18 protein-coding genes are annotated in these 19,895 nt (G+C 68.3%); 8 read left to right on the top strand and 10 right to left on the bottom strand.

The window, feature by feature from the left end:
• Positions 1-30 precede the first annotated feature (30 nt).
• Positions 31-1,416, top strand: a complete 1,386-nt coding sequence (locus HWX76_RS21650; protein WP_050013456.1) for a cache domain-containing protein — start codon at positions 31-33, stop codon at positions 1,414-1,416.
• Between the two features lie 30 nt (positions 1,417-1,446).
• Entirely contained in the window at positions 1,447-2,091 is a 645-nt protein-coding gene (locus HWX76_RS21655; RefSeq protein ID WP_050013457.1) for a response regulator transcription factor, read from the top strand.
• A 91-nt stretch (positions 2,092-2,182) separates the two neighbouring features.
• Here HWX76_RS21655 and HWX76_RS21660 read toward each other — a convergent pair whose 3' ends face one another.
• A complete protein-coding gene (locus tag HWX76_RS21660) occupies positions 2,183-2,779 on the bottom strand; it encodes an ABC transporter substrate-binding protein (protein ID WP_050013460.1) in 597 nt (198 codons plus the stop codon).
• A gap of 326 nt (positions 2,780-3,105) precedes the next feature.
• Between HWX76_RS21660 and HWX76_RS21665 the strand changes: the two genes are divergently transcribed.
• Positions 3,106-5,739, top strand: a complete 2,634-nt coding sequence (locus tag HWX76_RS21665; protein ID WP_050013461.1) for an MMPL family transporter — start codon at positions 3,106-3,108, stop codon at positions 5,737-5,739.
• The gene (locus HWX76_RS21670) at positions 5,732-6,739 is read left to right on the top strand and encodes a VacJ family lipoprotein (RefSeq protein WP_124631375.1); all 1,008 of its coding nucleotides are present in this window, start codon (positions 5,732-5,734) and stop codon (positions 6,737-6,739) included. Before HWX76_RS21665 ends, HWX76_RS21670 begins: the two co-directional genes overlap by 8 nt.
• A 112-nt stretch (positions 6,740-6,851) precedes the next feature.
• Here the strand turns inward: HWX76_RS21670 and HWX76_RS21675 are convergent, their stop codons facing one another.
• The 5 genes from HWX76_RS21675 to HWX76_RS21695 all read right to left on the bottom strand — a co-directional run bounded on the left by HWX76_RS21675 (position 6,852) and on the right by HWX76_RS21695 (position 12,255).
• Positions 6,852-7,559, bottom strand: coding sequence for a phosphorylase (locus tag HWX76_RS21675; RefSeq protein WP_080334231.1), 708 nt, complete (start codon positions 7,557-7,559; stop codon positions 6,852-6,854).
• Between the two features lie 3 nt (positions 7,560-7,562).
• A complete protein-coding gene (shc, locus tag HWX76_RS21680) occupies positions 7,563-9,536 on the bottom strand; it encodes a squalene--hopene cyclase (protein WP_050013463.1) in 1,974 nt (657 codons plus the stop codon).
• 12 nt (positions 9,537-9,548) lie between these two features.
• On the bottom strand, positions 9,549-10,802 hold the full coding sequence (gene hpnE / locus HWX76_RS21685; RefSeq protein WP_176016321.1) for a hydroxysqualene dehydroxylase HpnE: 1,254 nt from the start codon (positions 10,800-10,802) through the stop codon (positions 9,549-9,551).
• Between the two features lie 13 nt (positions 10,803-10,815).
• The gene (gene hpnD / locus HWX76_RS21690) at positions 10,816-11,664 is read right to left on the bottom strand and encodes a presqualene diphosphate synthase HpnD (protein WP_124631376.1); all 849 of its coding nucleotides are present in this window, start codon (positions 11,662-11,664) and stop codon (positions 10,816-10,818) included.
• Positions 11,665-11,922: 258 nt separating this feature from the next.
• Complete coding sequence (locus HWX76_RS21695) at positions 11,923-12,255, bottom strand: hypothetical protein (RefSeq protein WP_124594853.1); 333 nt, start codon at positions 12,253-12,255, stop codon at positions 11,923-11,925.
• 190 nt (positions 12,256-12,445) lie between these two features.
• Between HWX76_RS21695 and HWX76_RS21700 the strand changes: the two genes are divergently transcribed.
• Positions 12,446-13,330: an alpha/beta fold hydrolase gene (locus HWX76_RS21700; RefSeq protein ID WP_050013467.1), complete on the top strand. Its 885-nt coding sequence runs from the start codon at positions 12,446-12,448 to the stop codon at positions 13,328-13,330.
• A 15-nt stretch (positions 13,331-13,345) separates the two neighbouring features.
• Here the strand turns inward: HWX76_RS21700 and HWX76_RS21705 are convergent, their stop codons facing one another.
• The 3 genes from HWX76_RS21705 to HWX76_RS21715 are packed head-to-tail and all read right to left on the bottom strand — an operon-like array spanning position 13,346 to position 15,271.
• Positions 13,346-14,287, bottom strand: coding sequence for a diguanylate cyclase (locus tag HWX76_RS21705; protein WP_050013468.1), 942 nt, complete (start codon positions 14,285-14,287; stop codon positions 13,346-13,348).
• Complete coding sequence (locus HWX76_RS21710) at positions 14,284-14,910, bottom strand: chemotaxis protein CheC (protein WP_050013469.1); 627 nt, start codon at positions 14,908-14,910, stop codon at positions 14,284-14,286. The genes HWX76_RS21705 and HWX76_RS21710 overlap by 4 nt, the downstream gene beginning before the upstream one ends.
• Entirely contained in the window at positions 14,903-15,271 is a 369-nt protein-coding gene (locus HWX76_RS21715; RefSeq protein ID WP_050013470.1) for a response regulator, read from the bottom strand. Before HWX76_RS21715 ends, HWX76_RS21710 begins: the two co-directional genes overlap by 8 nt.
• Before the next feature lie 492 nt (positions 15,272-15,763).
• On the opposite strand from HWX76_RS21715, the gene HWX76_RS21720 reads away from it, so the two are divergent.
• Positions 15,764-18,013 carry a hybrid sensor histidine kinase/response regulator gene (locus HWX76_RS21720; RefSeq protein ID WP_089489934.1) on the top strand — a complete coding sequence of 750 codons (2,250 nt, stop codon included), beginning with the start codon at positions 15,764-15,766 and terminating at the stop codon, positions 18,011-18,013.
• A gap of 68 nt (positions 18,014-18,081) precedes the next feature.
• Here HWX76_RS21720 and HWX76_RS21725 read toward each other — a convergent pair whose 3' ends face one another.
• On the bottom strand, positions 18,082-18,636 hold the full coding sequence (locus tag HWX76_RS21725; protein WP_124450700.1) for an NAD(P)H-dependent oxidoreductase: 555 nt from the start codon (positions 18,634-18,636) through the stop codon (positions 18,082-18,084).
• A 373-nt stretch (positions 18,637-19,009) separates the two neighbouring features.
• Here HWX76_RS21725 and HWX76_RS21730 point away from each other — a divergent pair, with 373 nt between their 5' ends.
• On the top strand, positions 19,010-19,609 hold the full coding sequence (locus HWX76_RS21730) for an RNA polymerase factor sigma-70 (RefSeq protein WP_050013473.1): 600 nt from the start codon (positions 19,010-19,012) through the stop codon (positions 19,607-19,609).
• The gene (locus HWX76_RS21735) at positions 19,587-19,802 is read left to right on the top strand and encodes a zf-HC2 domain-containing protein (protein WP_050013474.1); all 216 of its coding nucleotides are present in this window, start codon (positions 19,587-19,589) and stop codon (positions 19,800-19,802) included. Before HWX76_RS21730 ends, HWX76_RS21735 begins: the two co-directional genes overlap by 23 nt.
• The last annotated feature ends 93 nt before the right edge of the window (positions 19,803-19,895 follow it).

Here is a 19,895-nt window from a genome sequence, read left to right on the forward strand (position 1 = left end):
GGCCGCGTGGGCCGGCCGCTTCGCACCACCATGAGACTCAAGGCAAAGATCTTCCTTCTGGCCATCGTGCCGTTCCTGCTCGCGATTGCCGGCATCGGCTTCGGCGTGCGCCAGCAGGCGACGACGCTCGCGCGCACGCAGCACGCGACGATCCAGGCCGCGTACCTGTCGAGCAAGGAAGTCGAGCTGAAGCACTACGTCGAACTCGCGACGAGCGCGATCATGCCGCTCTACGACGCGAGCGGCCACAATGCGCGCGACGACGCGCTGCTGCGCACGCAGGCGCTCGCGATGCTGCAGAAGATGGATTTCGGCCCCGACGGCTATTTCTTCGTCTACGACCTGCACGGCAATTCGCTGATGCATCCGCGCGAGCCCGAGCGCGTCGGTCACAACTTCTGGTCGATGCGCGACCCGCAGGGCGCGCTGACCATCCAGAAGCTGATCGGCGCGGCGTCGCAGGGCGGCGGCTACGTGCGCTATGCATGGCAGCGGCCGTCGACGGGCCGCGTCGCGCCGAAGCTCGGCTACGTCGTCGCGCTCGAGCGCTGGGGCTGGATGGTCGGCACCGGCATCTATCTCGACGACGTCGACACCGCGCTGCAGCGCATCGATGCGCGCGCGTCCGCGAACATCGAGCGCACGATGAGCTGGCTCACCGCGATCGCGCTCACCGGCGCGGCGGCGATCGCCGTGTGCGCGCTGGTACTGAACGTCAGCGAGTCGCGCAGCGCCGACGCGAAGCTCAAGCTGCTCGCGCAACGCGTCGTCGAATCGCAGGAGCAGGAGCGTGCGCGGCTGTCGCGCGAACTGCACGACGGGATCAGCCAGATGATGGTGTCCGCGAAGCTGATGCTCGAATCCGCGCTGGCGCGCTTCGAGCGCGGCACGTCGCGCGTGCCCGAAGCCGAGCAGGCGCTCGCGTCGGGCGTCGGGCGGCTCGGCGACACGCTGCGCGAAGTCCGACGCATCTCGCACGCGCTGCGCCCGTCGATGCTCGACGATCTCGGCCTCGCGGCCGCGCTCGAGCAACTCGTGCGCGAGCTGGGCGCGGAAAGCGGCATCGACATCGGCTACACGCAGGTCGCGCACGGCGGCACGCAGCCGCTGCCCGAAGCCGTCAACACCGCGCTGTTCCGGATCGCGCAGGAAGCGCTGAGCAACATCGTGCATCATGCGCGGGCGTCGCGCGCGGCCGTCACGCTCGACGTCGGCGCACAATCCGTCACGCTGACCATCGCCGACAACGGCTGCGGCTTCGACGCCGAACGCTCGCAGGCCGACGCGCGCCGCGGCATCGGCCTGCGCAACATGCGCGAGCGCCTCGACGCGCTCGACGGCACGCTGACGATCACGTCGCAGGTCGGCCATACCGTCGTGGCCGCGCGCGTGCCGCTGCGGCGCGCGGCCGCCTGAGCACGCACACCCTACCCGGAGACCTTGCCCATGAGCGCCCCCGATACCGCCCGGCACGCCGCCCGACTGCTGCTCGTCGACGATCACCCGCTCGTGCGCGATGGCTTGCGGATGCGGCTCGAAGCGGCCGACCTGTCGGTGGTCGGCGAGGCCGGCAACGCGGACGAGGCGCTCGCGCTGGCCGCCTCGCTCGAACCCGATCTCGCGCTGATGGACGTCGGCATGAACGGGATGAACGGCATCACGCTCGCGGGCGTGTTCCACGAGCGTTTTCCGGGTATTCGCGTGCTGATGCTGTCGATGCACGACAACATCGAGTACGTGACGCAGGCGGTGCGCGCCGGCGCGAGCGGCTATCTGCTGAAGGATTCGCCCGCGAGCGAGATCGTGCGTGCGATCGGCGTGGTGCTGGCCGGGCAGACGTTCTTCAGCGAAGGGCTGGCCGCGCGGATGATCCAGGCCAGCGCGACGGCGTCGCCGCTGGACCGGCTGACGCCGCGCGAGCGCGACATCCTCGACGCGCTGGCCGAAGGGCTGTCGAGCAAGCAGATCGCGCAACAGACGGGGCTGTCGGTGCGCACGGTCGAGACGCACCGGCTCAACCTGAAACGCAAGCTGGAGATCGAAGGGCAGGCCGAGCTGATCAAGTTCGCGGTCGAGCATCGGCGGCGGTAGGCGCGAACCCGTACGCAGTCCACGCGCCGCCATGAAAAAAGGACGCCCGAGGGCGCCCTTCGTGCATCCGGACCGCGGCCTTGCAACGCCGTCAGTTCGTCCGCGAATTGTGCTTCTGCAGATACGCGATCAGGCCGTCGATCCCGCCCGTCGCGAGCTGGCTCTTGAACTGGCCCTGGTAGACCTGGATCAGCCACGCGCCCGACATGTCGATGTCGTAGATCTTCCAGTCGTTGCCGACCTTGCCGAGACGATAGCCGACCGATTGGCTGTCGCCCGGCGTCGTGACCGTCGACTGCACGAGCGCATCGGCACCCGACGCGCCGCCTGGCTTGAACGAGAACTTCGCGTCCTGGTTGCCGAGCTGCGCGAGCGACGCGGCGTAGGTGCGCGTCATCAGCAACCGGAACTGCTTGTACAGCTCCTGCTGCTGTTGCGGCGTGGCCTGCTTCCACGCGTCGCCGACCGCGATGCGGGTCGTGCGCTCGAAGTTGGTCACGGGCAGGAAGCGTTGCTCGACCACCTGCGTGATCTTCGCCATGTCACCGCCGCGGGCGGCCGGATCGGCCTTCATCGCGTTGACGGTGCCCTCGACCGCCGTGCGGACGAGGTCGACCGGCGCGCTCTGCGCGAAAGCGGAAACCGACACGGCGGCCGCCGCGACGAAAGCAAACAGATGACGTTTCATACGAATTTCGCACTCGATGGGAAAAAACGGCCGGCTCTTTGCATCGGCCGGTGGAGCAAAGTATACCGGGCCCGACGCCGCGTTGCCGCCCGGTGACCGACTGTTACCTTTCAGCGCCGTTTGTCACAGGCGCTTCGCGGCGTGTCGACGCATCGCCGCGGCGATTATGTAAATATATGCATACAAATGATCCGGCCGCGCGATCCGATTGCCACGCCGGTAGCAAATATCCTTCCCGCCCCGATTCTCCGCAACGTCACGACCGTCGCCGCGCCGCGCCGGTATACTTGGCTACTTTGCCCTAGCCAGCCGCTCCCCACCACCACATGGTGACATCTCTCATCGTCCGACTCGTTGCGTGGTCGGTGCGCCGCCCCGTCTGGGTCGTCGTCCTGTCGCTCGTCATCGCCGCCTTCAGCGGCGTCTATGTCGCGCAGCATTTCAAGATCAACACCGACATCAGCAAGCTCGTCGATGCGGAACCGCAATGGGCCGCGCTCGGCCAGGCCGTCGACAAGGCGTTCCCGCAACGCAACGGCACGATCCTCGCGGTCGTCGAGGCGCCCGCGCCCGAATTCGCGACGGCCGCCGCGCATGCGCTGACCGAAGCGCTGCAGAAGGACGCCGCCGCCGGCCGCATCGGCCCGGTCGCCGAACCGGGCGGCGGGCCGTTCTTCGAACACAACGGGCTGCTGTTCCTGTCGCCGCAGGAGGTCTCCGATACGACCGCGCAGCTCGCGAGCGCGCGCCCGCTCGTCAACGAACTCGCGAAGAACCCGAGCCTCACCGGGCTCGCCACCACGCTGTCCACCACGCTCGGCCAGCCGCTCCTGACCGGCCAGGTGAAGCTGCCCGCGATGGCGAAGCTGCTCGCGCGCAGCGCGGCGACGGTCGACGACGTGCTGGCCGGCAAGCCGGCCGCGTTCTCGTGGCGCGCGCTGGTCGACAGCGACGCCGCGCGGCAGCCCGCGCGCGCGTTCGTCACCGTGCAGCCGGTGGTCAACTACGGCGCGCTGAAGGCCGGCGCGGCAACGAGCCAGGTGATCCGCGACGCGGCCCGTTCGCTCGACCTCGACAAGCGCTACGGCGCGGCCGTGCGCCTGACCGGCGAACAGCCGCTCGCCGACGACGAATTCGCGTCGGTCGAAGACGGCGCCGCGCTCAATGGCGTGCTCACGCTGCTCGCCGTGCTCGTCATCCTGTGGCTTGCACTGCGCTCGAAGCGGATGATCGGCTCGGTGCTCGTCACGCTGTTTGTCGGCCTCGTCGTGACGGCCGCGCTCGGCCTCGCGATGGTCGGCTCGCTGAACATGATCTCGGTCGCGTTCATGGTGCTGTTCGTCGGCCTCGGCGTCGACTTCTCGATCCAGTACGGCGTGAAGTACCGCGAGGAACGCTTCCGCGACGAGCGCATCGATCACGCGCTGATCGGCGCCGCGCACTCGATGGGCATGCCGCTCGCGCTCGCCACCGCGGCCGTGGCAGCAAGCTTCTTCTCGTTCATTCCGACCGCGTATCGCGGCGTGTCCGAGCTCGGCCTGATCGCGGGCGTCGGGATGTTCGTCGCACTGCTGACCACGCTCACGCTGCTGCCCGCACTGCTGCGCCTGTTCGCGCCGCCTGGCGAATCGAAGACGCCGGGCTTTCCGTGGCTCGCGCCGGTCGACGATTATCTCGATCGCCATCGCAAGCCGATCCTGATCGGCACGCTGGCGGTCGTGATCGGCGCGCTGCCGCTGCTCGCGTTCCTGCATTTCGACTTCAACCCGCTGCACCTGAAGGACCCGAACAGCGAATCGATGGCGACGCTGCTCGCGCTGAAGGATTCGCCGGAAGCCGCCGTCAACGACGTCACGCTGCTCGCGCCGTCGCTCGCGCAAGCCGACGCGGCCGCGAAGCGCCTCGACGCGCTGCCCGAAGTCGGCCGCACGACCACGCTGTCGACCTTCATCCCCGCCGACCAGCCGGCCAAGCGCGCGGCGATCGCCGCGGCTGCGAGCGAGCTGCTGCCCGCGCTGACGCAGCCGGCCGCGCCGCCCGCGACCGACGCGCAACGCGTGGCCGCGCTCAAGCGCGTGTCGGACCTGTTGAGCTATGCGGCCGAGGATCACCCGGGCCCGGGCGCCGCGGCCGCGCAGCACCTGTCCGCGTCGCTCGCGAAGCTCGCCGCCGCCGACAGCGCGACGCGCGACCGTGCCGAACGCGCGTTCTCCGATACGCTGCGCATCGCGCTCAACCAGCTCGCTGCGCTGCTGCAGCCGCAGGACATCACGCGCGAATCGCTGCCGCCGCAGGTCGTGCGCGACTGGGTTGCGCCGGACGGCCACGCGCTCGTGCAGATCTCGCCGAAGGTGCCGAAGGGCGTCGACCCGAACGACGACACGATGCTGCGCCGTTTCGCCAAGGCCGTGAAGGCCGCGGAACCGGGCGCGACTGGCGGCCCGATCTCGATCCTGCATTCGGCCGACACGATCATCAACGCGTTCCTGCACGCGGCGCTGTGGTCGATCATCTCGATCACGGTCCTGCTGTGGGTCACGCTGCGCCGCTTCGGCGACGTGCTGCGCACGCTGGTGCCGCTGCTCGTGTCGGGCATCGTGACGCTCGAGATGTGCGTCGTGCTCGGCATGTCGCTGAACTTCGCGAACATCATCGCGCTGCCGCTGATGCTCGGTGTCGGCGTCGCGTTCAAGGTGTATTTCGTGATGGCGTGGCGCGCGGGGCAGACGGGGCTGCTGCATTCGAGCCTCACGCACGCCGTGCTGTTCAGCGCCGCGACGACGGCGACCGCCTTCGGCAGCCTGTGGCTGTCGCACCATCCGGGCACGTCGAGCATGGGCAAGCTGCTCGCGCTGGCCCTGACCTGTACGCTGATCGGCGCCGTGGTGTTCCAGCCCGTCCTGATGGGCAAACCGCGCGTCAAGCGCGCCCAGAACCAATCGCAAGGAATCAATGAATAAGGTGCGAATCATTGCGGCGACCGTCGCCGCCAGCGCGATGCTGACCGGCTGCGCGACGGGACCGAACCGCAATCCCAACGACCCGCTCGAGCCGATGAACCGGGCGATGTACACGTTCAACGACACGGTCGACACGCACATCGCGCAGCCGATCGCGAAGGGTTACCAGAAAGTCACGCCGACGCCGGTGCGCACCGCGATCAGCAACTTCTTCTCGAACCTCGGCGATCTCGGCAACATGGCGAACAACCTGCTGCAGTTGCGCATCACCGATGCGACGCAGGATCTGATGCGCGTGGCGATGAACTCGCTGTTCGGCGTCGCCGGCCTGATCGACATCGCGACGCCGGCCGGGCTGCCTAAGCATCACCAGGATTTCGGGCTGACGATGGCGCGCTGGGGCATGCCGTCCGGCCCGTACCTCGTGCTGCCCGTGTTCGGGCCGAGCACGATCCGCGACGGCGTCGGCCGCGCGGTGGACGTGCGCTTCAACCTGCTGAACTACATCGAGCCGGCCGCACGCAATCCGATGTACATCGCGCAGTTCATCAGCGCGCGTTCGGACCTGCTCGGTGCGACCGATCTGCTGAAGCAGGCCGCGCTCGATCCGTATTCGTTCGTGCGCGACGCGTACCTGCAGCAGCGCAAGTCGCTGACGTATCACGGCCAGTCGGCATCGGCTGCCGCGCCGAACTACGCTGAGCCGGGTGAAGCCGGCGCGGTGCCGGCGGCCACGCCAACCACGCCGGGCGGCTTGCCGAACTATGAGGATCCGGGCGATGCGGGCGGCGCATCGGGCGCCACGCCGAACAACGCACCGGCCGCGCCGGGATTGCCGCAGTATGACGATCCGGGTGCGGACAATGCGATGCCGGCGAGTGCGCCTGCTGCGGCACCGGTCGCTGCGTCGGCCGGAGCGACGACAGCGCCGGCCGCCAACGGCGCGCCGATCGCGCCGGCGATGCCGACGATGCCCGCGAGCAGTCCGGCCGCACAGTAACGCCGCAACGGCGGCCGCGCAAAAAAAGAGCGCTGCGTCATGCAGCGCTCTTTTTTTGTCCGCGCGAAACGGCAGACCGGGAAGCGGGGGAAAGGCCAGCAGCGAACGCCGCTCAGACGATCCGCATCGCGCCCGCCCGCTCGAACGCGTGGCGTGCCTGGATCAGTGTCGTGCGCGCCGCGCGCGCATCGCTGGCGACTTGCAACAACGGACCGAGCTGCGACGGCTGCTTCAGCAGTTCGCGCAGGATCGGCAGGATCGCCGTGCTGCCGTCGTCGCGCAGCCCGGCCGTCGCCGCGCGCGGCAGCGTGCGCCACGCCGGATCGACGATCGCGCGGCACACCGCGAACGGCACGCCGCGCGCGGCCGCGAAGGCCGCCGCGATATGCGATTCCATGTCGACGGCAAGCGCGCCATTCGCACGATGCAGCGACGTCTTGTCCTGCTCGCTGACCACCGGCGCGCCGACGGCCGCCATCGTGCCGCGCGTGACACGCGCCCACACCGGCGTGTCCTGCAGCGCGGCGACGAGCCGCGCGCTCCAGCCCGTATCGGTCTGCACGCGGCCGAACGGCCCGTCGATCGCGTCCGCGATCACGAGCGCGCCCGGCGCGAGGTCGGGCGCGAGCCCGCCCGCGGTACCGAAGCTGACGATGCCCGCGCAGCCGCGCGCGGTCGCTTCGGCCAGTGCGCGCTCGAGCCGGTCGGCCCGCGCGGCGAACACGGCCTCGACGCCGTCGCCGCGCGCGATGCGCGCCTCGAACGCCATCCCTGTGACCGCGATGACGGGCAATGCGCCGTTGTGCTGCGTCGTCGCCACGCGTTACATCCCGACCGTCACGCGCGTCGCGTTCGCGCGCTTCAGGTTGCGGTAGCGCGCGAGCGCCCACAGCGGGAAGAACTTGCGATAGCCGTGGTAGCGCAGGTAGAACACGCGCGGGAAGCCCGTCGCCGTGAAGCGCGTCTCGTCCCACAAGCCTTCTTCGTTCTGCTGCGCGACTAGGTAGTCGACGCCGCGCGCCACGGCCGGGTTGTTCACTTCGCCGGCCGCCATCAGGCCGAGCAGCGCCCAGGCCGTCTGCGACGCCGTGCTCGGCGCCTGCTCGTAACCGCGATAGTTGAGCTTGTAGCTGTCGCCGTCCTCGCCCCAGCCGCCGTCCTTGTTCTGGATCGACAGCAGCCACTGCGCACCGCGCTTCATGCGCGGGTCGTCCGGCGTCAGGCCGGCCGCGTTCAGCGAGCACAGGGCCGTCCACGTGCCGTACACGTAGTTCATCCCCCAGCGGCCGTACCAGCTGCCGTCCGGCTCCTGCTCCTTCAGCATGTAGTCGAGCGCGCGGCGGGCCGGCTCGCTGTTCAGCGGCGTCTCGCCGAGCTGCGACAGCATCGACAGGCAGCGGCCCGACACGTCGGCCGTCGGCGGATCGAGCAGCGCGCCGTGATCGGAGAACGGGATGTTGTTCAGGTAGTACTGCGTGTTTTCAGGTTCGAACGCGCCCCAGCCGCCGTCGCTGCTCTGCATGCCGACGACCCATTCGCGCGCACGCGCCATCGATTCGCGATACGTGTCCGACTGCGTGAGCTTCTGCGCACGATCCATCGCCATCACGACCACGGCCGTATCGTCGACGTCCGGGTAGTGCGCATTCGCGTACTGGAACGCCCAGCCGCCGGGCCGCACGTTCGGGCGGCGCGAGATCCAGTCGCCGCGCACGTCGAGGATCTGCAGCGGACGCAGCCATTCGAGGCCGCGCAGCACCGCTTCCTGCGCACGCGCATCGCCGGTCTCGAGCAGCGCATGCGCAACGAGCGACGTGTCCCACACGGGCGACAGGCACGGCTGGCAATACGCTTCGTCCTCCTGCACGACGAGCAGCTTGTCGAGCGCCTTGCGCGCGATCGCGCGGTTCGGATGGTCTTCCGCATAGCCGAGCACGTCGTACATCATCACCGCGTTGGCCATCGCCGGATAGATCGCGCCGAGGCCGTCCTCGCCGTTCAGGCGCTCGTCGACGAACGACACGGCCTGACGGATCGCGCGTTCGCGCGTATAGCTCGGGAACAGGCCGTCGACCGCGCGCAGCGCATGGTCGACCACGCGGAAAAACGCGAACCAGCCCGCGCTCTGGTGGCCCTGACGCGGCAGCAGCCCGGCGTTGACGGGCGGGTCGATGAACAGCTCGTCGATGCGCACGCCGCGCGGGTTCTTCGCGAGCGGACGCTTCGCGTTCAGCACGAGCAGCGGCACGATCACGGTGCGCGCCCAGTACGACACCTTCGACAGATGGAACGGGAACCACTGCGGCAGCAGCATGATCTCGACCGGCATCATCGGCACCGCGCGCCACGGAATCGCACCGTACAGCGCGAGCTGGATGCGCGTGAACACGTTCGACATCTCGGCGCCGCCCATCGCGTGGATCGCGCGGCGCGCGCGCTGCATGTGCTCGGCGTTCTCGTCGTCGCCGATCACCTTCAGCGCGAAATACGCCTTCACGCTCGCGCTGATGTTCGGTGCGCCGTCGGTAAACAGCGGCCAGCCGCCGTCGGCCTGCTGGATGCGGCGCAGATACTTGCCGATCTTCTGTTCGAGCTCGAGGTTCGGCGTCTCGCCCAGATAGTGGACGAGCAGCACGTATTCAGCAGGAATCGTCGAATCCGCTTCGAGTTCGTAGACCCAGTGTCCGTCCGCTTGCTGCGCGGCCAGCAGCGCGTCGGTCGCACGCGCGACAGCCGCGTCGACGTCGGCCGGCACGGCGCCGGCGGACAAGGTAGCCATTTCGGTGAGATCGTTCATCGGTCCCTCTCTTTATTGCGTCTGGAGCACGTCCGCGGCCAACTGGCCGGAACGGATCGCGCCCTCGATCGTGGCGGGCAGGCCGGTGGCAATCCAGTCGCCCGCGAGTACAAGATTGGTCCAGCGCGTACGCACGGCCGGCCGTTTCATTTCCTGCGACGGCACCGCCGCAAAGCCCGCGCGCGGCTCGACGACGAGTTGCCACGCGGGGATGGTTTCCGGGTTCGCGCCGGTCACGCGCGCGACGTCTTCCCAGATGCGCCGCGCGAGCGTGTCGCGCGGCATGTCGAGCCAGCGGCCCGCATCGCGGATCGTCGCCGCGAGCTGGCCGTCACCGGTCCGCACCGCATCGACGACGCCGTTGACGACGGTCGTCTGCAGTGGATGACCGGCCGGCGATTCGACCGCGAAATACGCGGTCACGACCGCGCTGAAGGTGTCGGGCGCGGTGAGTTCGGGCACGAGCGGCTGCGCAACCTCGGGCGGCACGGCCAGCACGACCGCGTCGCCCGGCGCGAGATCGATCCGCTCGCCGCCGACCGACACGGCATCGATCGCATTGCCGTGCGCGCCGAATTCGAACGCGTCGAGCCGCGAATTCAGGCGGATCTGCGCGCCGCCGTACTGCAGCATCCGCAGCGCCGGTTCGACGAACGCGCTGCCGAGCCCGCGGCGCGCGACGAGCGGACGGCTGCCGGGGCCGCCCGCGGCAAACGTGCCGCACAGCGCGGCGCGCGCGAGTTCGGCGCTCGCGTGGCGCGGCTCGATATTCAGCACCCCGAGGAAATACGGTCGCAGCCAGCGATCCCACAGCACGCCGTCGCATCGCATCGTCTGCGCGAGCGAGCGGCCCGTGCGGGCGAACGCGAGCGGGGCCAGCGCGAGGTAGTCGAGCGGCGTCGTGCCCGGCGCCCGTGACGCAGCATCGAACAGCCACGACGGCCAGCGGCCGTTGCCGAAACGCAGCGTCCAGCGCTGCTGCGACGCGATGTCGATGACCGGGAATTCAGCCAGCGCGGGCCCCGCGAGCTGATCGGCCGCGCCGATCGCGCGCAGGTAGCGCTGCGTCGCGGGCTGTCCCGCGAAAACCGTGTGCAGCCCACTGTCGAGCGTCGTGTTCAGCGTCCCGTCGAACCACGAGCGGCAGCGGCCGCCCGCGTGCGCATGCGCGTCGTGCAGCACGATGCGCCGCCCGCGACGTTGCAGCTCGACCGCGGCCGACAGGCCCGCGAGTCCTGCGCCGATCACGTGGACGGTTCTGGGCATCGCGTCGGTCGACTCAGAACAGCGCGTAGCGCGCGGCGATCATCAGCATGCGCGCCTTCGGCTTGCGCAGCGGCGCGCGCGGCGCGGCAAAGCCGCGCGCGATCGCGGCCTCGAGAATGCAGCGATACGCGCCCGACATGATGCGCGGCGCCTTCACCTGCGCACGCGGGCAGGCATCCATCACCGCGTCGGCCTGGCGGAAGTGCTCGAGCGCGCGCTCGACGAGCGTCGCGCACACGCGCGGCAGCGCCGGATCGCGCACGATCGTCGCCGGATCGGTGATCGCGATGCCTTCGCGCGCAAGCAGCTCGCGCGGCAGGTAGCACCGGTTGATCGCCGCGTCGTCGTCGATGTCGCGCAGGATGTTGGTCAGTTGCAGCGCGCGGCCGAGGTGGTGCGACAACGTGATCCCTTCGGCTTCCGGCATCCCGAAAATCCTCACCGACAGCCGGCCGGCCGCGCTCGCCACGCGATCGCAGAACAGGTCGAGCGTCGGCTCGTCGGGCGCGCAGATGTCTTCCACCGCGTCCATCGCCATCCCGTCGATCATCGCGTGGAAATCGTCGCGCTGCAGGTCGAACGCGCGAATCTCGCGATCGAGCGCGACGAGGTGGCGCGGCGGGCGGCCGGCGAAGCAGGCGTCGATGTCCGCGCGCCAGCGATTCAGGCCCGCGGTGCGCTCGGCGCGCGGCAGGTCGCTGTCGGCGATGTCGTCGACCGCGCGGCAAAACGCATAGACCTGGAACATCGCATCGCGCTGCACGGCCGGCAGGATGCGCATCGCCAGATAGAAGGAGCTGCCCGATGTGACGGCAGCGGCGTCGGTTTCTTGTTCGTCCACGACGGAATGGGAAACGGCCAAGACGAAGCTCCACGGAGACACCCACGCGGGGCGATTGAAGAAGCCATGCCCGGCTGGGATGGTCAGGGCGTCGAATGCGTGCGAGATATGCGAACGATCGACGCAGACAGGCACAAATTACCGGCCGGAAGCCGGAATTGGGCGAAAGTATAGCAATCTTTGAAGTTCGATGGCGGACGCGCACCCTGTCCGGCGGGGTGCCGAGCGCCACCGGCGGGCCGGTGCGCCGGCCTTTGCGAACGGCGGCCCGAACGCGCGTCAGCCGTACACGATGTCGCGCTGCAGATCGAGCGCGATGAGCCCCATTTCGCGCGTGAGCTGCAGCATCGAGCGGCGCTCGAGGCGCGAGCCCATGAAGCTCGTCACGCGGCCGTCGGGCTCGGCGGTGAACTGGAAAACCGCGCCGCCGGTACCGAACCACGCGCCCGGCACGTCGGGCGATTCCTGCCAGTCGATCTGCTCGAACACGCGCGCGATTCCCGCGCGCACCACGGCGCCCGGGCCGATCGGCGGCGCGATGTCGCCCAGGTCGTCGAGCGAATAGGGGCCGGGTTTGTTCGGCTTCCGATAGAAGAGATAGTCGACGTTCATGGGGTGCAATCGCAGGCAAAGCAACAAATTAGCGCGCTTCGGCACAAATTCAAATCGGATCAGGACGAAATGTGGCCTGTGCGACACAAAGGGACGGATCGTTGCCGGTCAAGAAACGCGCCGCGCGAGCGCGTCTCGATGGCGGCCGGTTCGTCTAAGATGACACCTTTCTCGAAAAAATACGGACACCATGGAGACGAACGCCCCCGCCACCCCGCCGTCCGATCATCCCGTTTTCGTGCTCGTGCACGGCGCGTGGCATGGCGCGTGGTGCTATGCCCACGTGGCGGCCGCGCTGGCCGCGCGCGGCTACCTGTCGATCGCGCGCGACCTGCCCGCGCACGGCATCCATGCGCGCTTTCCCGCGTCGTATCTCGCCCGGCCGCTCGACAAGGACGCGTTCGGCGCCGAGCCGTCGCCGGTCGCCAACACGACGCTCGACGACTACGCGACGCAGGTGACGCAGGCCGTCGACGACGCGTACGCGCTCGGCCGCGGCAAGGTCGTGCTGGTCGGGCACAGCATGGGCGGCCTCGCGATCACGGCGGCCGCCGAACGCGCGCCGGACAAGATCGCGAAGATCGTCTATCTCGCGGCCTTCATGCCCGCGTCGGGCGTACCGGGCCTCGACTACGTGCGCGCGCCGGAAAACAACGGCGAGCTGCTCGGCCCGCTGATGCTCGCGAGCCCGCGCGTGGTCGGCGCGCTGCGCGTCGATCCGCACAGCGGCGACGCCGCGTATCGCGCATCGATGAAGCGCGCGCTGTACGAAGACGTGCCGCAAGCCGATTTCGACGCGGTCGCGAACCTGATGAGCTGCGACGTGCCGGCCGCGCCGTTCGCGACCGCGATCCCGACGACCGCCGCACGCTGGGGCGCGATCGACCGCCACTACATCAAGTGCCTGGCCGATCGCGTGATCCTGCCCGCGCTGCAGCAACGCTTCATCGACGAAGCCGACGCGTTCGCGCCCGGCAACCCGACCCACGTGCACCAGCTCGACAGCAGCCACTCGCCGTTCGTGTCGCAGCCGGCCGTGCTGGCCGGCGTGCTCGCCGACATCGCAAAAAGCTGAGCGGAGCGGGCGCGGTCAGTCGGCGTACGCGACCGACCGATCGCGCCCGAGCCGCTTCGCCCGATAGAGCGCGGCGTCGGCCTCGTTGACGAGTACGTCGCAGGTCGGCGCGCCGGCTTTCGCGCACGCGCCGCCGACGCTCGCCGTGACCGGCACGCTGACGCCCTCGGCGTCGACCGGCACGCTGCCGATCGCGTCGCGCACCTTGTCGGCCACCCGCATCGCCTCGTCGAGCGTCGTGCACGGCAGCAACAGCGCGAATTCCTCGCCGCCGAACCGGCCGAACGTATCCTGCGCGCGCACGATCGACGCGACGCGGCGCGCCGTCTCGCGCAGCACCGCGTCGCCCACCGCATGCCCGAAGCGGTCGTTGATCGTCTTGAAGTGGTCGAGGTCGAACAGCAGCACCGACAGGTCGCCGCCGTAGCGCTGCCAGCGCGCGAATTCGTCGCCGAGCCGCGCCTCGAAGAAGCGCCGGTTCGCGATGCCGGTCAGCCCGTCGAGATTCGCGTGCTCGCGCAGCTTCGCGACCGCTTCCTCGCGCTCTCGCTGCATCACGCTCACATGCGTGACGTCGGAGATCGTCACGCACACGGCCTCGACGTCGCGGCCGCGCGTGAGCGGCATGAACGTGCAGTCCTGCTGCATGTAGTCGACGCCGCCCGTGATCGGCCGATCGTGCTCGAAGCGGAACAGGTAGGGCCGCTGCTCCCACGAGCTGAATGCGAAGCTGCCGAGCTGGAACACGCTCTCGAGCTTGCGCGACAGCCACGCACGCGGCAGGTCCGGGAAGCGGTCGAACAGGTTGCGGCCGATCACGTCGGCGGCCGGGATCCCGCTGTGGTCCTGCATGAAGCGATTCCACATCAGGACGGTCATCGAACGGTCGAGCACGAACAGGCCGAAGCCGACGCGCTCGATCACGAGGTCGCTCAGCGACGGGGCGGCGGCCGTCATAGCGCGGACAGCAACGCGTCGAGCGCGTCGCCCATCAGCCGGATCGAATCCTCGGCCATCAACATCACGAAATGCGCGCGGAACATATGGTTCTCGAGCCCGAAATTCACCTCGAGCAGCAGCGCGACGCTCCATCCCAGTTCGTTCGGCTGGAACACGTCGTCGAACGACACGTTCGCGCCGAGCAGCCCCGGCGGAAAGAACACGGGCTTGCGGCCGAGTTCGTCGAGGATCGACGCGACGCAGGCGCCCATCAGCACGTTCGCGACGTCGAACACGAGTTCGTCCGGCGTCGCCATGCCGCCGTACACGCCGTCGCCGAACGTGCGGTCGACGACCGACATCAACCGCGCGACGCCCGCCGTGCGGCACAGCACGATCGCCTCGCCCTTGATGTCGGAACGGAAGCCCTGACGCACGGCGGTCACGTTGTCGTGGATGCCCGTCATCTCGCGCAGCGCGTCGCTCGCATCGGCCGCTTTCACGACGCGCACGCGCGGCACCGACAGCTCGATGAAGTGCCCGAGCAGCAACGCAAGCCGCGCGGCGGCGCGGCCCATTGCAAGGTTGGCGATTTCCTGCAACGCGTCGCGTTGCTCCGCCGTGAACACCGATTCAGGCATACAACCCATACTCCTTGAGAATGGGCAGCAATGCCTCCGACGTCACGGGCTTGGCAACGAATGCGATCGCGCCCAATTCGCGCACGCGTGCTTGCGCCTGCGGCTGAATATCGGCGGATACCACGATCACGAACGTGTTCAGATCTTCGTGGCGCAGTGTTTCCAGGACCTGATATCCGCTCATGTCGGGCATCGTCAGATCCAGAAACATCACGGAAGCTTTGCCGTCACGATAGAGCGCCAAGGCCTCGCGACCATTCGCTGCATACGCGATGTCGACGTCCCAATCTCCCGGCAGCGCCTTTGTCAGCAGTTTGCGAGCGAGCAGCGAATCGTCGGCAATTACAATCGGCAAAGGCATGGGGCGATGCGGTATACGGAATGGTCTCTCTCGCGTTAACGACCGCGCGGCGCATTTCTTTAGGGCCATGCGTTTCGGCGCGGGCAACCGCCTTGCGGCCGCGCACGGGCGCCGCGACGCAGGTGCGCGCGACGCACCGCGCGGCAATCGCCGGCGGGCGCATGTATCTGTCATAGGGAAAGCAAGGCGCGATTCTCGGAGTAAACCGGAGGCGATGCAACTCGCCATTTTCGCCATTTCGAACAGAATTGGTCCGATCGCGCATCATTCCGAAAATAGCCGCGACCATTTTCGAGATAAGTACGCAAAATTTTTCCTTGTGTACGTTTGCGCTGCCGGATTCGTCGCGTTTTCAATCCGACGGTTTACCGCTGTCATATACGGCAGGATCGCGCCTGTACGAACGGCAGGATCGCCACGTACGGCGCCGCGCGGCGGGCCGTCGCAACTCGTTTATGATGACAGACACCGCTGCCTCACCCGCTTTCCTCGATGACGTCCGAACGGCCTGCCGACTCCCACACCCCCGCGCCTCCCCCCGCCGACGACTGGCAGGACGACGGCAGCTACGCGGCCGGCGCACCCGAGCACGATTTCGCGGTGCGCCGCGTGACGCTGATCGTGCTGCTCGTCGCGGCGATCGTGCTGCCGTGCATCTACGTGGTGGTGATGGCGTACAGCGACCTGAAGGCGCGCGAGGCCGCCGCGAGCGACGTGACGATGCGCACGGTGCGCGTGGCCGAGGAGCACGCGCTCAAGGTGTTCGACCTGAGCGAAACGCTCGATGCGCGCATCGTCGACCTCGTGCAGGACATGGACGACGCGACCGTGCGCGGCAGGGAATCCGACATCCACGAGGCGCTGAACACGATCGGCGGCGGTTATCCGCAAGTGGCCGCCGTGTCGATCTTCGGTGCGAGCGGGATGCTGCTCGCCAACAGCCTCTACTATCCGGCGCCGTATGCGTCGATCGCGAATCGCGACGACTTCGCCGGCATCCGAGACGGCAAGGTCATCGAACACATCTCGAAACTGATGATGGGGCCGCTCAAGCTCGAGAACATTCCCGTATTCAACACCGGCGTCGCGCGACGCCATAGCGACGGTTCGTTCGCCGGCATGGTGTCGATCGCGCTGAAATCGTCGTATTTCAACGCGTTCTACCGCGACCTGCTCGGCGGCGCGAGCACGCCGATGACGATGGCGCTCGCGCGCTCGGACGGCGCGGTGATCGCGTCGTATCCGCCGCCGCCGTCGCTGGCGCACACCGATCGCTCGGTCACGTTCGGCAACGCGCACAACGAGCCGCGCGCGGGCGTCGTGCGCGTGCGTCACGACGACGCGAGCAGCGAGATCGTCGCGTATCGCCAGGTCGGCAGCTATCCCGTCTACGTGAGCTGCGCGTACCGCACGTCGGCAATCTGGCATGAATGGTACGAACACCTGAGCGTGCTGTTCATCTCGATGTTCGCGCCGTCGGTCGCGCTGTGGTCCGTGATCTGGCTGTCGCTCAAGCGGCTGAAGGCGGAAGAGGAGGCATGGGACCGCTGGCAGGCCGAAGCGTCGATGCGGCGCTCGATCGAATCGGCGTACCGGCAGTCGCGCAAGATGCAGGCGCTCGGCAATCTCGTCGGCAGCGTCGCGCACGACTTCAACAACCTGCTGATGATCATCTCGAGCAACGTGCAGATCGCGCGGCGGCGCGGCGTCCAGCATCTCGACAAGGAGCTCGGCGCGATCGAACGCGCGCTGAAGAACGGGCAGTCGCTCACGCGCCAGCTGCTCGGCGTCGCGCGCAAGCAGCCGCTGCACAACGAGACGATCGACATCGGGCAATGGGTCGGCACGTGCCGCGAGCTGCTGAAGACGTCGCTCGGGTCGAAGTCGTCGCTGGTCGTCGCGATCGAGCCGGGCGTCTGGCCGATCCGCGTCGACGTCGCGGAACTCGAGCTCGCGGTGATCAACCTCGCGGTCAACGCGCGCGACGCGATGGCGACCGGCGGACGCTTCACGGTCGGCGCGCGCAACGTCACGCTGCGCCGTGAGGACGGCTTCCCGCTGACCGGCGATTTCGTGCAGATCTCGCTTGACGACACGGGGTCGGGCATGGCGCCCGACGTGCTCGCGCGCGCGTTCGAACCGCTGTTCACGACGAAGGCGCAGGGGATGGGGACCGGGCTCGGCCTGCCGCAGGTCTTCGCGTTCTGCGAACGCTCGGGCGGCCTCGCGACGATCGACAGCGCGGTCGGTGCGGGGACGTCGGTGCGTCTGTACCTGCCGCGCGCGCGCGCCGAGGATGTCGTCGCGCGGCCGGCGGCCGCCGCGCACGATGCGGCCAATGGCGAGCTCGCCGGCCTGCACGTGCTGCTCGTCGAGGACAACGGCGAAGTCGCGGCCGGCACGGAAGCGCTGCTGTCGCTGCTCGGTCATCGCGTGACCTACGCGCCCACCGCCGACGACGCCTTGCGCCTGATCGAAGGCGCCGCCGCGAACGATGCGTTCGACCTCGTGATTTCGGACATCCATATGCCGGGCCGCCTGAACGGCATCGACCTGGCCGAAGCGATCGACAAGCGGCCGGGGAAGCTGCCCGTGATTCTCGTCACCGGTTATGCAGAGGAGCTCGACCGCACGCGCACGGTCAACGTCCGCGTGCTGTCGAAGCCGTTCGATATCGCGCTGCTCGACGAGATCCTGCTGGGCATCCGCGAAGCGCGCGACGCACGACACGCCGGCGCGTGACCCGCGGTGCGCGGGGCGGCGCCGGCGCGACGGCGTGAACGAACGCGGCGATCAGGCCGCCGACGACGTCACGCCGATTTCAGCAGACGCACCCAGCCCGCGTAACGATCGACGAAGCCCTGCAGGAACTTGCGGGTGTCCTCGCTGACGATCTGCCCCTGGTCGTCGATGCGCGCCGGGTCGTGCTTGATGAACATCTCGGGCTGACCGAGCGTCTTCACGTCGAGGTAAGCGAGCACGTTGCGCAGGTGCTGCTGCGCGAGCGCGGTGCCCACCGCGCCCGGCGACGTGCCGAGCACCGCGCCCGGCTTGCCCGACCACGAATTCGAACCCCATGGGCGCGAGCCCCAGTCGAGCGCATTCTTCAGCACGCCCGGAATCGACCGGTTGTACTCGGGCGTGACGAACAGCAGCGCGTCCGCGGCTTCGATCGACTGCTTGAAGCGCTTCGCGACTTCCGGGAAATCCGCGTCGTAGTCCTGGCTGTACAGCGGCAGCTCGCCGATCTCGACGAACTCGAACGAAAAATCGGCGGGGGCGAGCGAGATCACGGCATGCGCGAGCGCGCGATTCGTCGACGCGCGACGCAGGCTGCCGACGACGACCGCAATACGATAGGACATGGCATTCTCCTTCCGGTGAGTGAGGAATCGGATCGATTGCTTCCGAACGGGCGATAAAGGTCTGTTTATAGGCAAGCCAGCCCGCGAGCCGTCCCACGGGGCCGTCCGGCCGACTTTCCACAAGGTTTTCCACAGAAATTGTGGATAACTCGACCGATATGTTCCGACGTTACAGATCGCCCGCCGCGCGGCGTGGTCGACGCGCGACACGGGGTTCGGCAAGCATAGCGCAGCGCGGCGGCGGGCTCCGTGAATTCGTGACGGAACATTGCGTTGCAGGCGCGGACCGCGCCCAGTAAGCTGCTCGCACCGCGACGCGCCCGCTCCCGTGACGCACGCGCGATGCCATTGCTTCGAGACACTGCAACCAGACATGCCGTCCGCACACGACGATCCCGCCTATCTCGCGCAACTGCGGCGCGACCTGCTGCGCTTCGCGCGACTCCAGCTCCGCGATGCCGACGCGGCCGAAGACGCCGTGCAGGAAGCGCTGGCCGCCGCGTGGTCGCATGCCGGCGAGTTCGCGGGGCTGTCGGCCCACAAGACCTGGGTGTTCGGGATCCTGCGCAACAAGCTGATCGACGTGCTGCGCGCGCGCCAGCGAATGGTGAGCCTGACCGCGCTCGATGCGGAGCTCGACGGCGAATCCGTGCTCGATCGCGAACTGTTCAAGGACAATGGGCACTGGGCCGCGCATGCGAAACCTCGACCGTGGCCGAAGCCCGAAACGCTGTTGCAACAACAGCAATTCTGGACGCTGTTCCAGGTCTGCCTCGACCATCTGCCGGAGCAGATCGGACGCGTGTTCATGATGCGCGAATTCCTCGATGTCGAGATTGTGGATATCTGTAGCGAATTGACGCTGACGACGAATCATTGCAGCGTGCTGCTGTACCGGGCGCGCACGCGCCTGCGAACCTGCCTGAGCGAAAAAGGACTGACGACCGAAGATGCTGCCGGGGAAATGTACTGACGTGACACGACTGCTGTCGGATGCGCTCGATCGGCATCTGACGCTGCACGAGCGTCTGCAGGTACGCGTGCATCTGCCGACCTGCAGCGGATGCCGCGCCTATCGTGGACAGATCGCGCTGTTGCGGACGGCCGCGAAAGCGGCGGCGGGGCAGGAGTCGGACGATGATGAGGGATCGTCCGGTGGCGGCTAGGTGTGAAGCGTCAAGAGGTTGTTTCTCGACGCAGGAAGTCTCGCCATCGGCGCAATGCCGCCGATGGCGCTATGAGCTCGATGCCAGTTGTAG

It is taken from the genome of Burkholderia sp. BCC0398, assembly GCF_902833245.1.
GTDB classification, from domain to species: Bacteria; Pseudomonadota; Gammaproteobacteria; order Burkholderiales; family Burkholderiaceae; genus Burkholderia; species Burkholderia sola.

Coding starts and splice junctions, on each gene's coding strand:
- HWX76_RS21650 (WP_050013456.1), top strand. CDS start 31: ATGAGACTCAAGGCAAAGATCTTCCTTCTGGCCATCGTGCCGTTCCTG.
- HWX76_RS21655 (WP_050013457.1), top strand. CDS start 1,447: ATGAGCGCCCCCGATACCGCCCGGCACGCCGCCCGACTGCTGCTCGTC.
- HWX76_RS21660 (WP_050013460.1), bottom strand. CDS start 2,779: ATGAAACGTCATCTGTTTGCTTTCGTCGCGGCGGCCGCCGTGTCGGTT.
- HWX76_RS21665 (WP_050013461.1), top strand. CDS start 3,106: ATGGTGACATCTCTCATCGTCCGACTCGTTGCGTGGTCGGTGCGCCGC.
- HWX76_RS21670 (WP_124631375.1), top strand. CDS start 5,732: ATGAATAAGGTGCGAATCATTGCGGCGACCGTCGCCGCCAGCGCGATG.
- shc (WP_050013463.1), bottom strand. CDS start 9,536: ATGAACGATCTCACCGAAATGGCTACCTTGTCCGCCGGCGCCGTGCCG.
- hpnE (WP_176016321.1), bottom strand. CDS start 10,802: ATGCCCAGAACCGTCCACGTGATCGGCGCAGGACTCGCGGGCCTGTCG.
- HWX76_RS21695 (WP_124594853.1), bottom strand. CDS start 12,255: ATGAACGTCGACTATCTCTTCTATCGGAAGCCGAACAAACCCGGCCCC.
- HWX76_RS21700 (WP_050013467.1), top strand. CDS start 12,446: ATGGAGACGAACGCCCCCGCCACCCCGCCGTCCGATCATCCCGTTTTC.
- HWX76_RS21705 (WP_050013468.1), bottom strand. CDS start 14,287: ATGACGGCCGCCGCCCCGTCGCTGAGCGACCTCGTGATCGAGCGCGTC.
- HWX76_RS21710 (WP_050013469.1), bottom strand. CDS start 14,910: ATGCCTGAATCGGTGTTCACGGCGGAGCAACGCGACGCGTTGCAGGAA.
- HWX76_RS21715 (WP_050013470.1), bottom strand. CDS start 15,271: ATGCCTTTGCCGATTGTAATTGCCGACGATTCGCTGCTCGCTCGCAAA.
- HWX76_RS21720 (WP_089489934.1), top strand. CDS start 15,764: ATGACGTCCGAACGGCCTGCCGACTCCCACACCCCCGCGCCTCCCCCC.
- HWX76_RS21725 (WP_124450700.1), bottom strand. CDS start 18,636: ATGTCCTATCGTATTGCGGTCGTCGTCGGCAGCCTGCGTCGCGCGTCG.
- HWX76_RS21730 (WP_050013473.1), top strand. CDS start 19,010: ATGCCGTCCGCACACGACGATCCCGCCTATCTCGCGCAACTGCGGCGC.
- HWX76_RS21735 (WP_050013474.1), top strand. CDS start 19,587: ATGCTGCCGGGGAAATGTACTGACGTGACACGACTGCTGTCGGATGCG.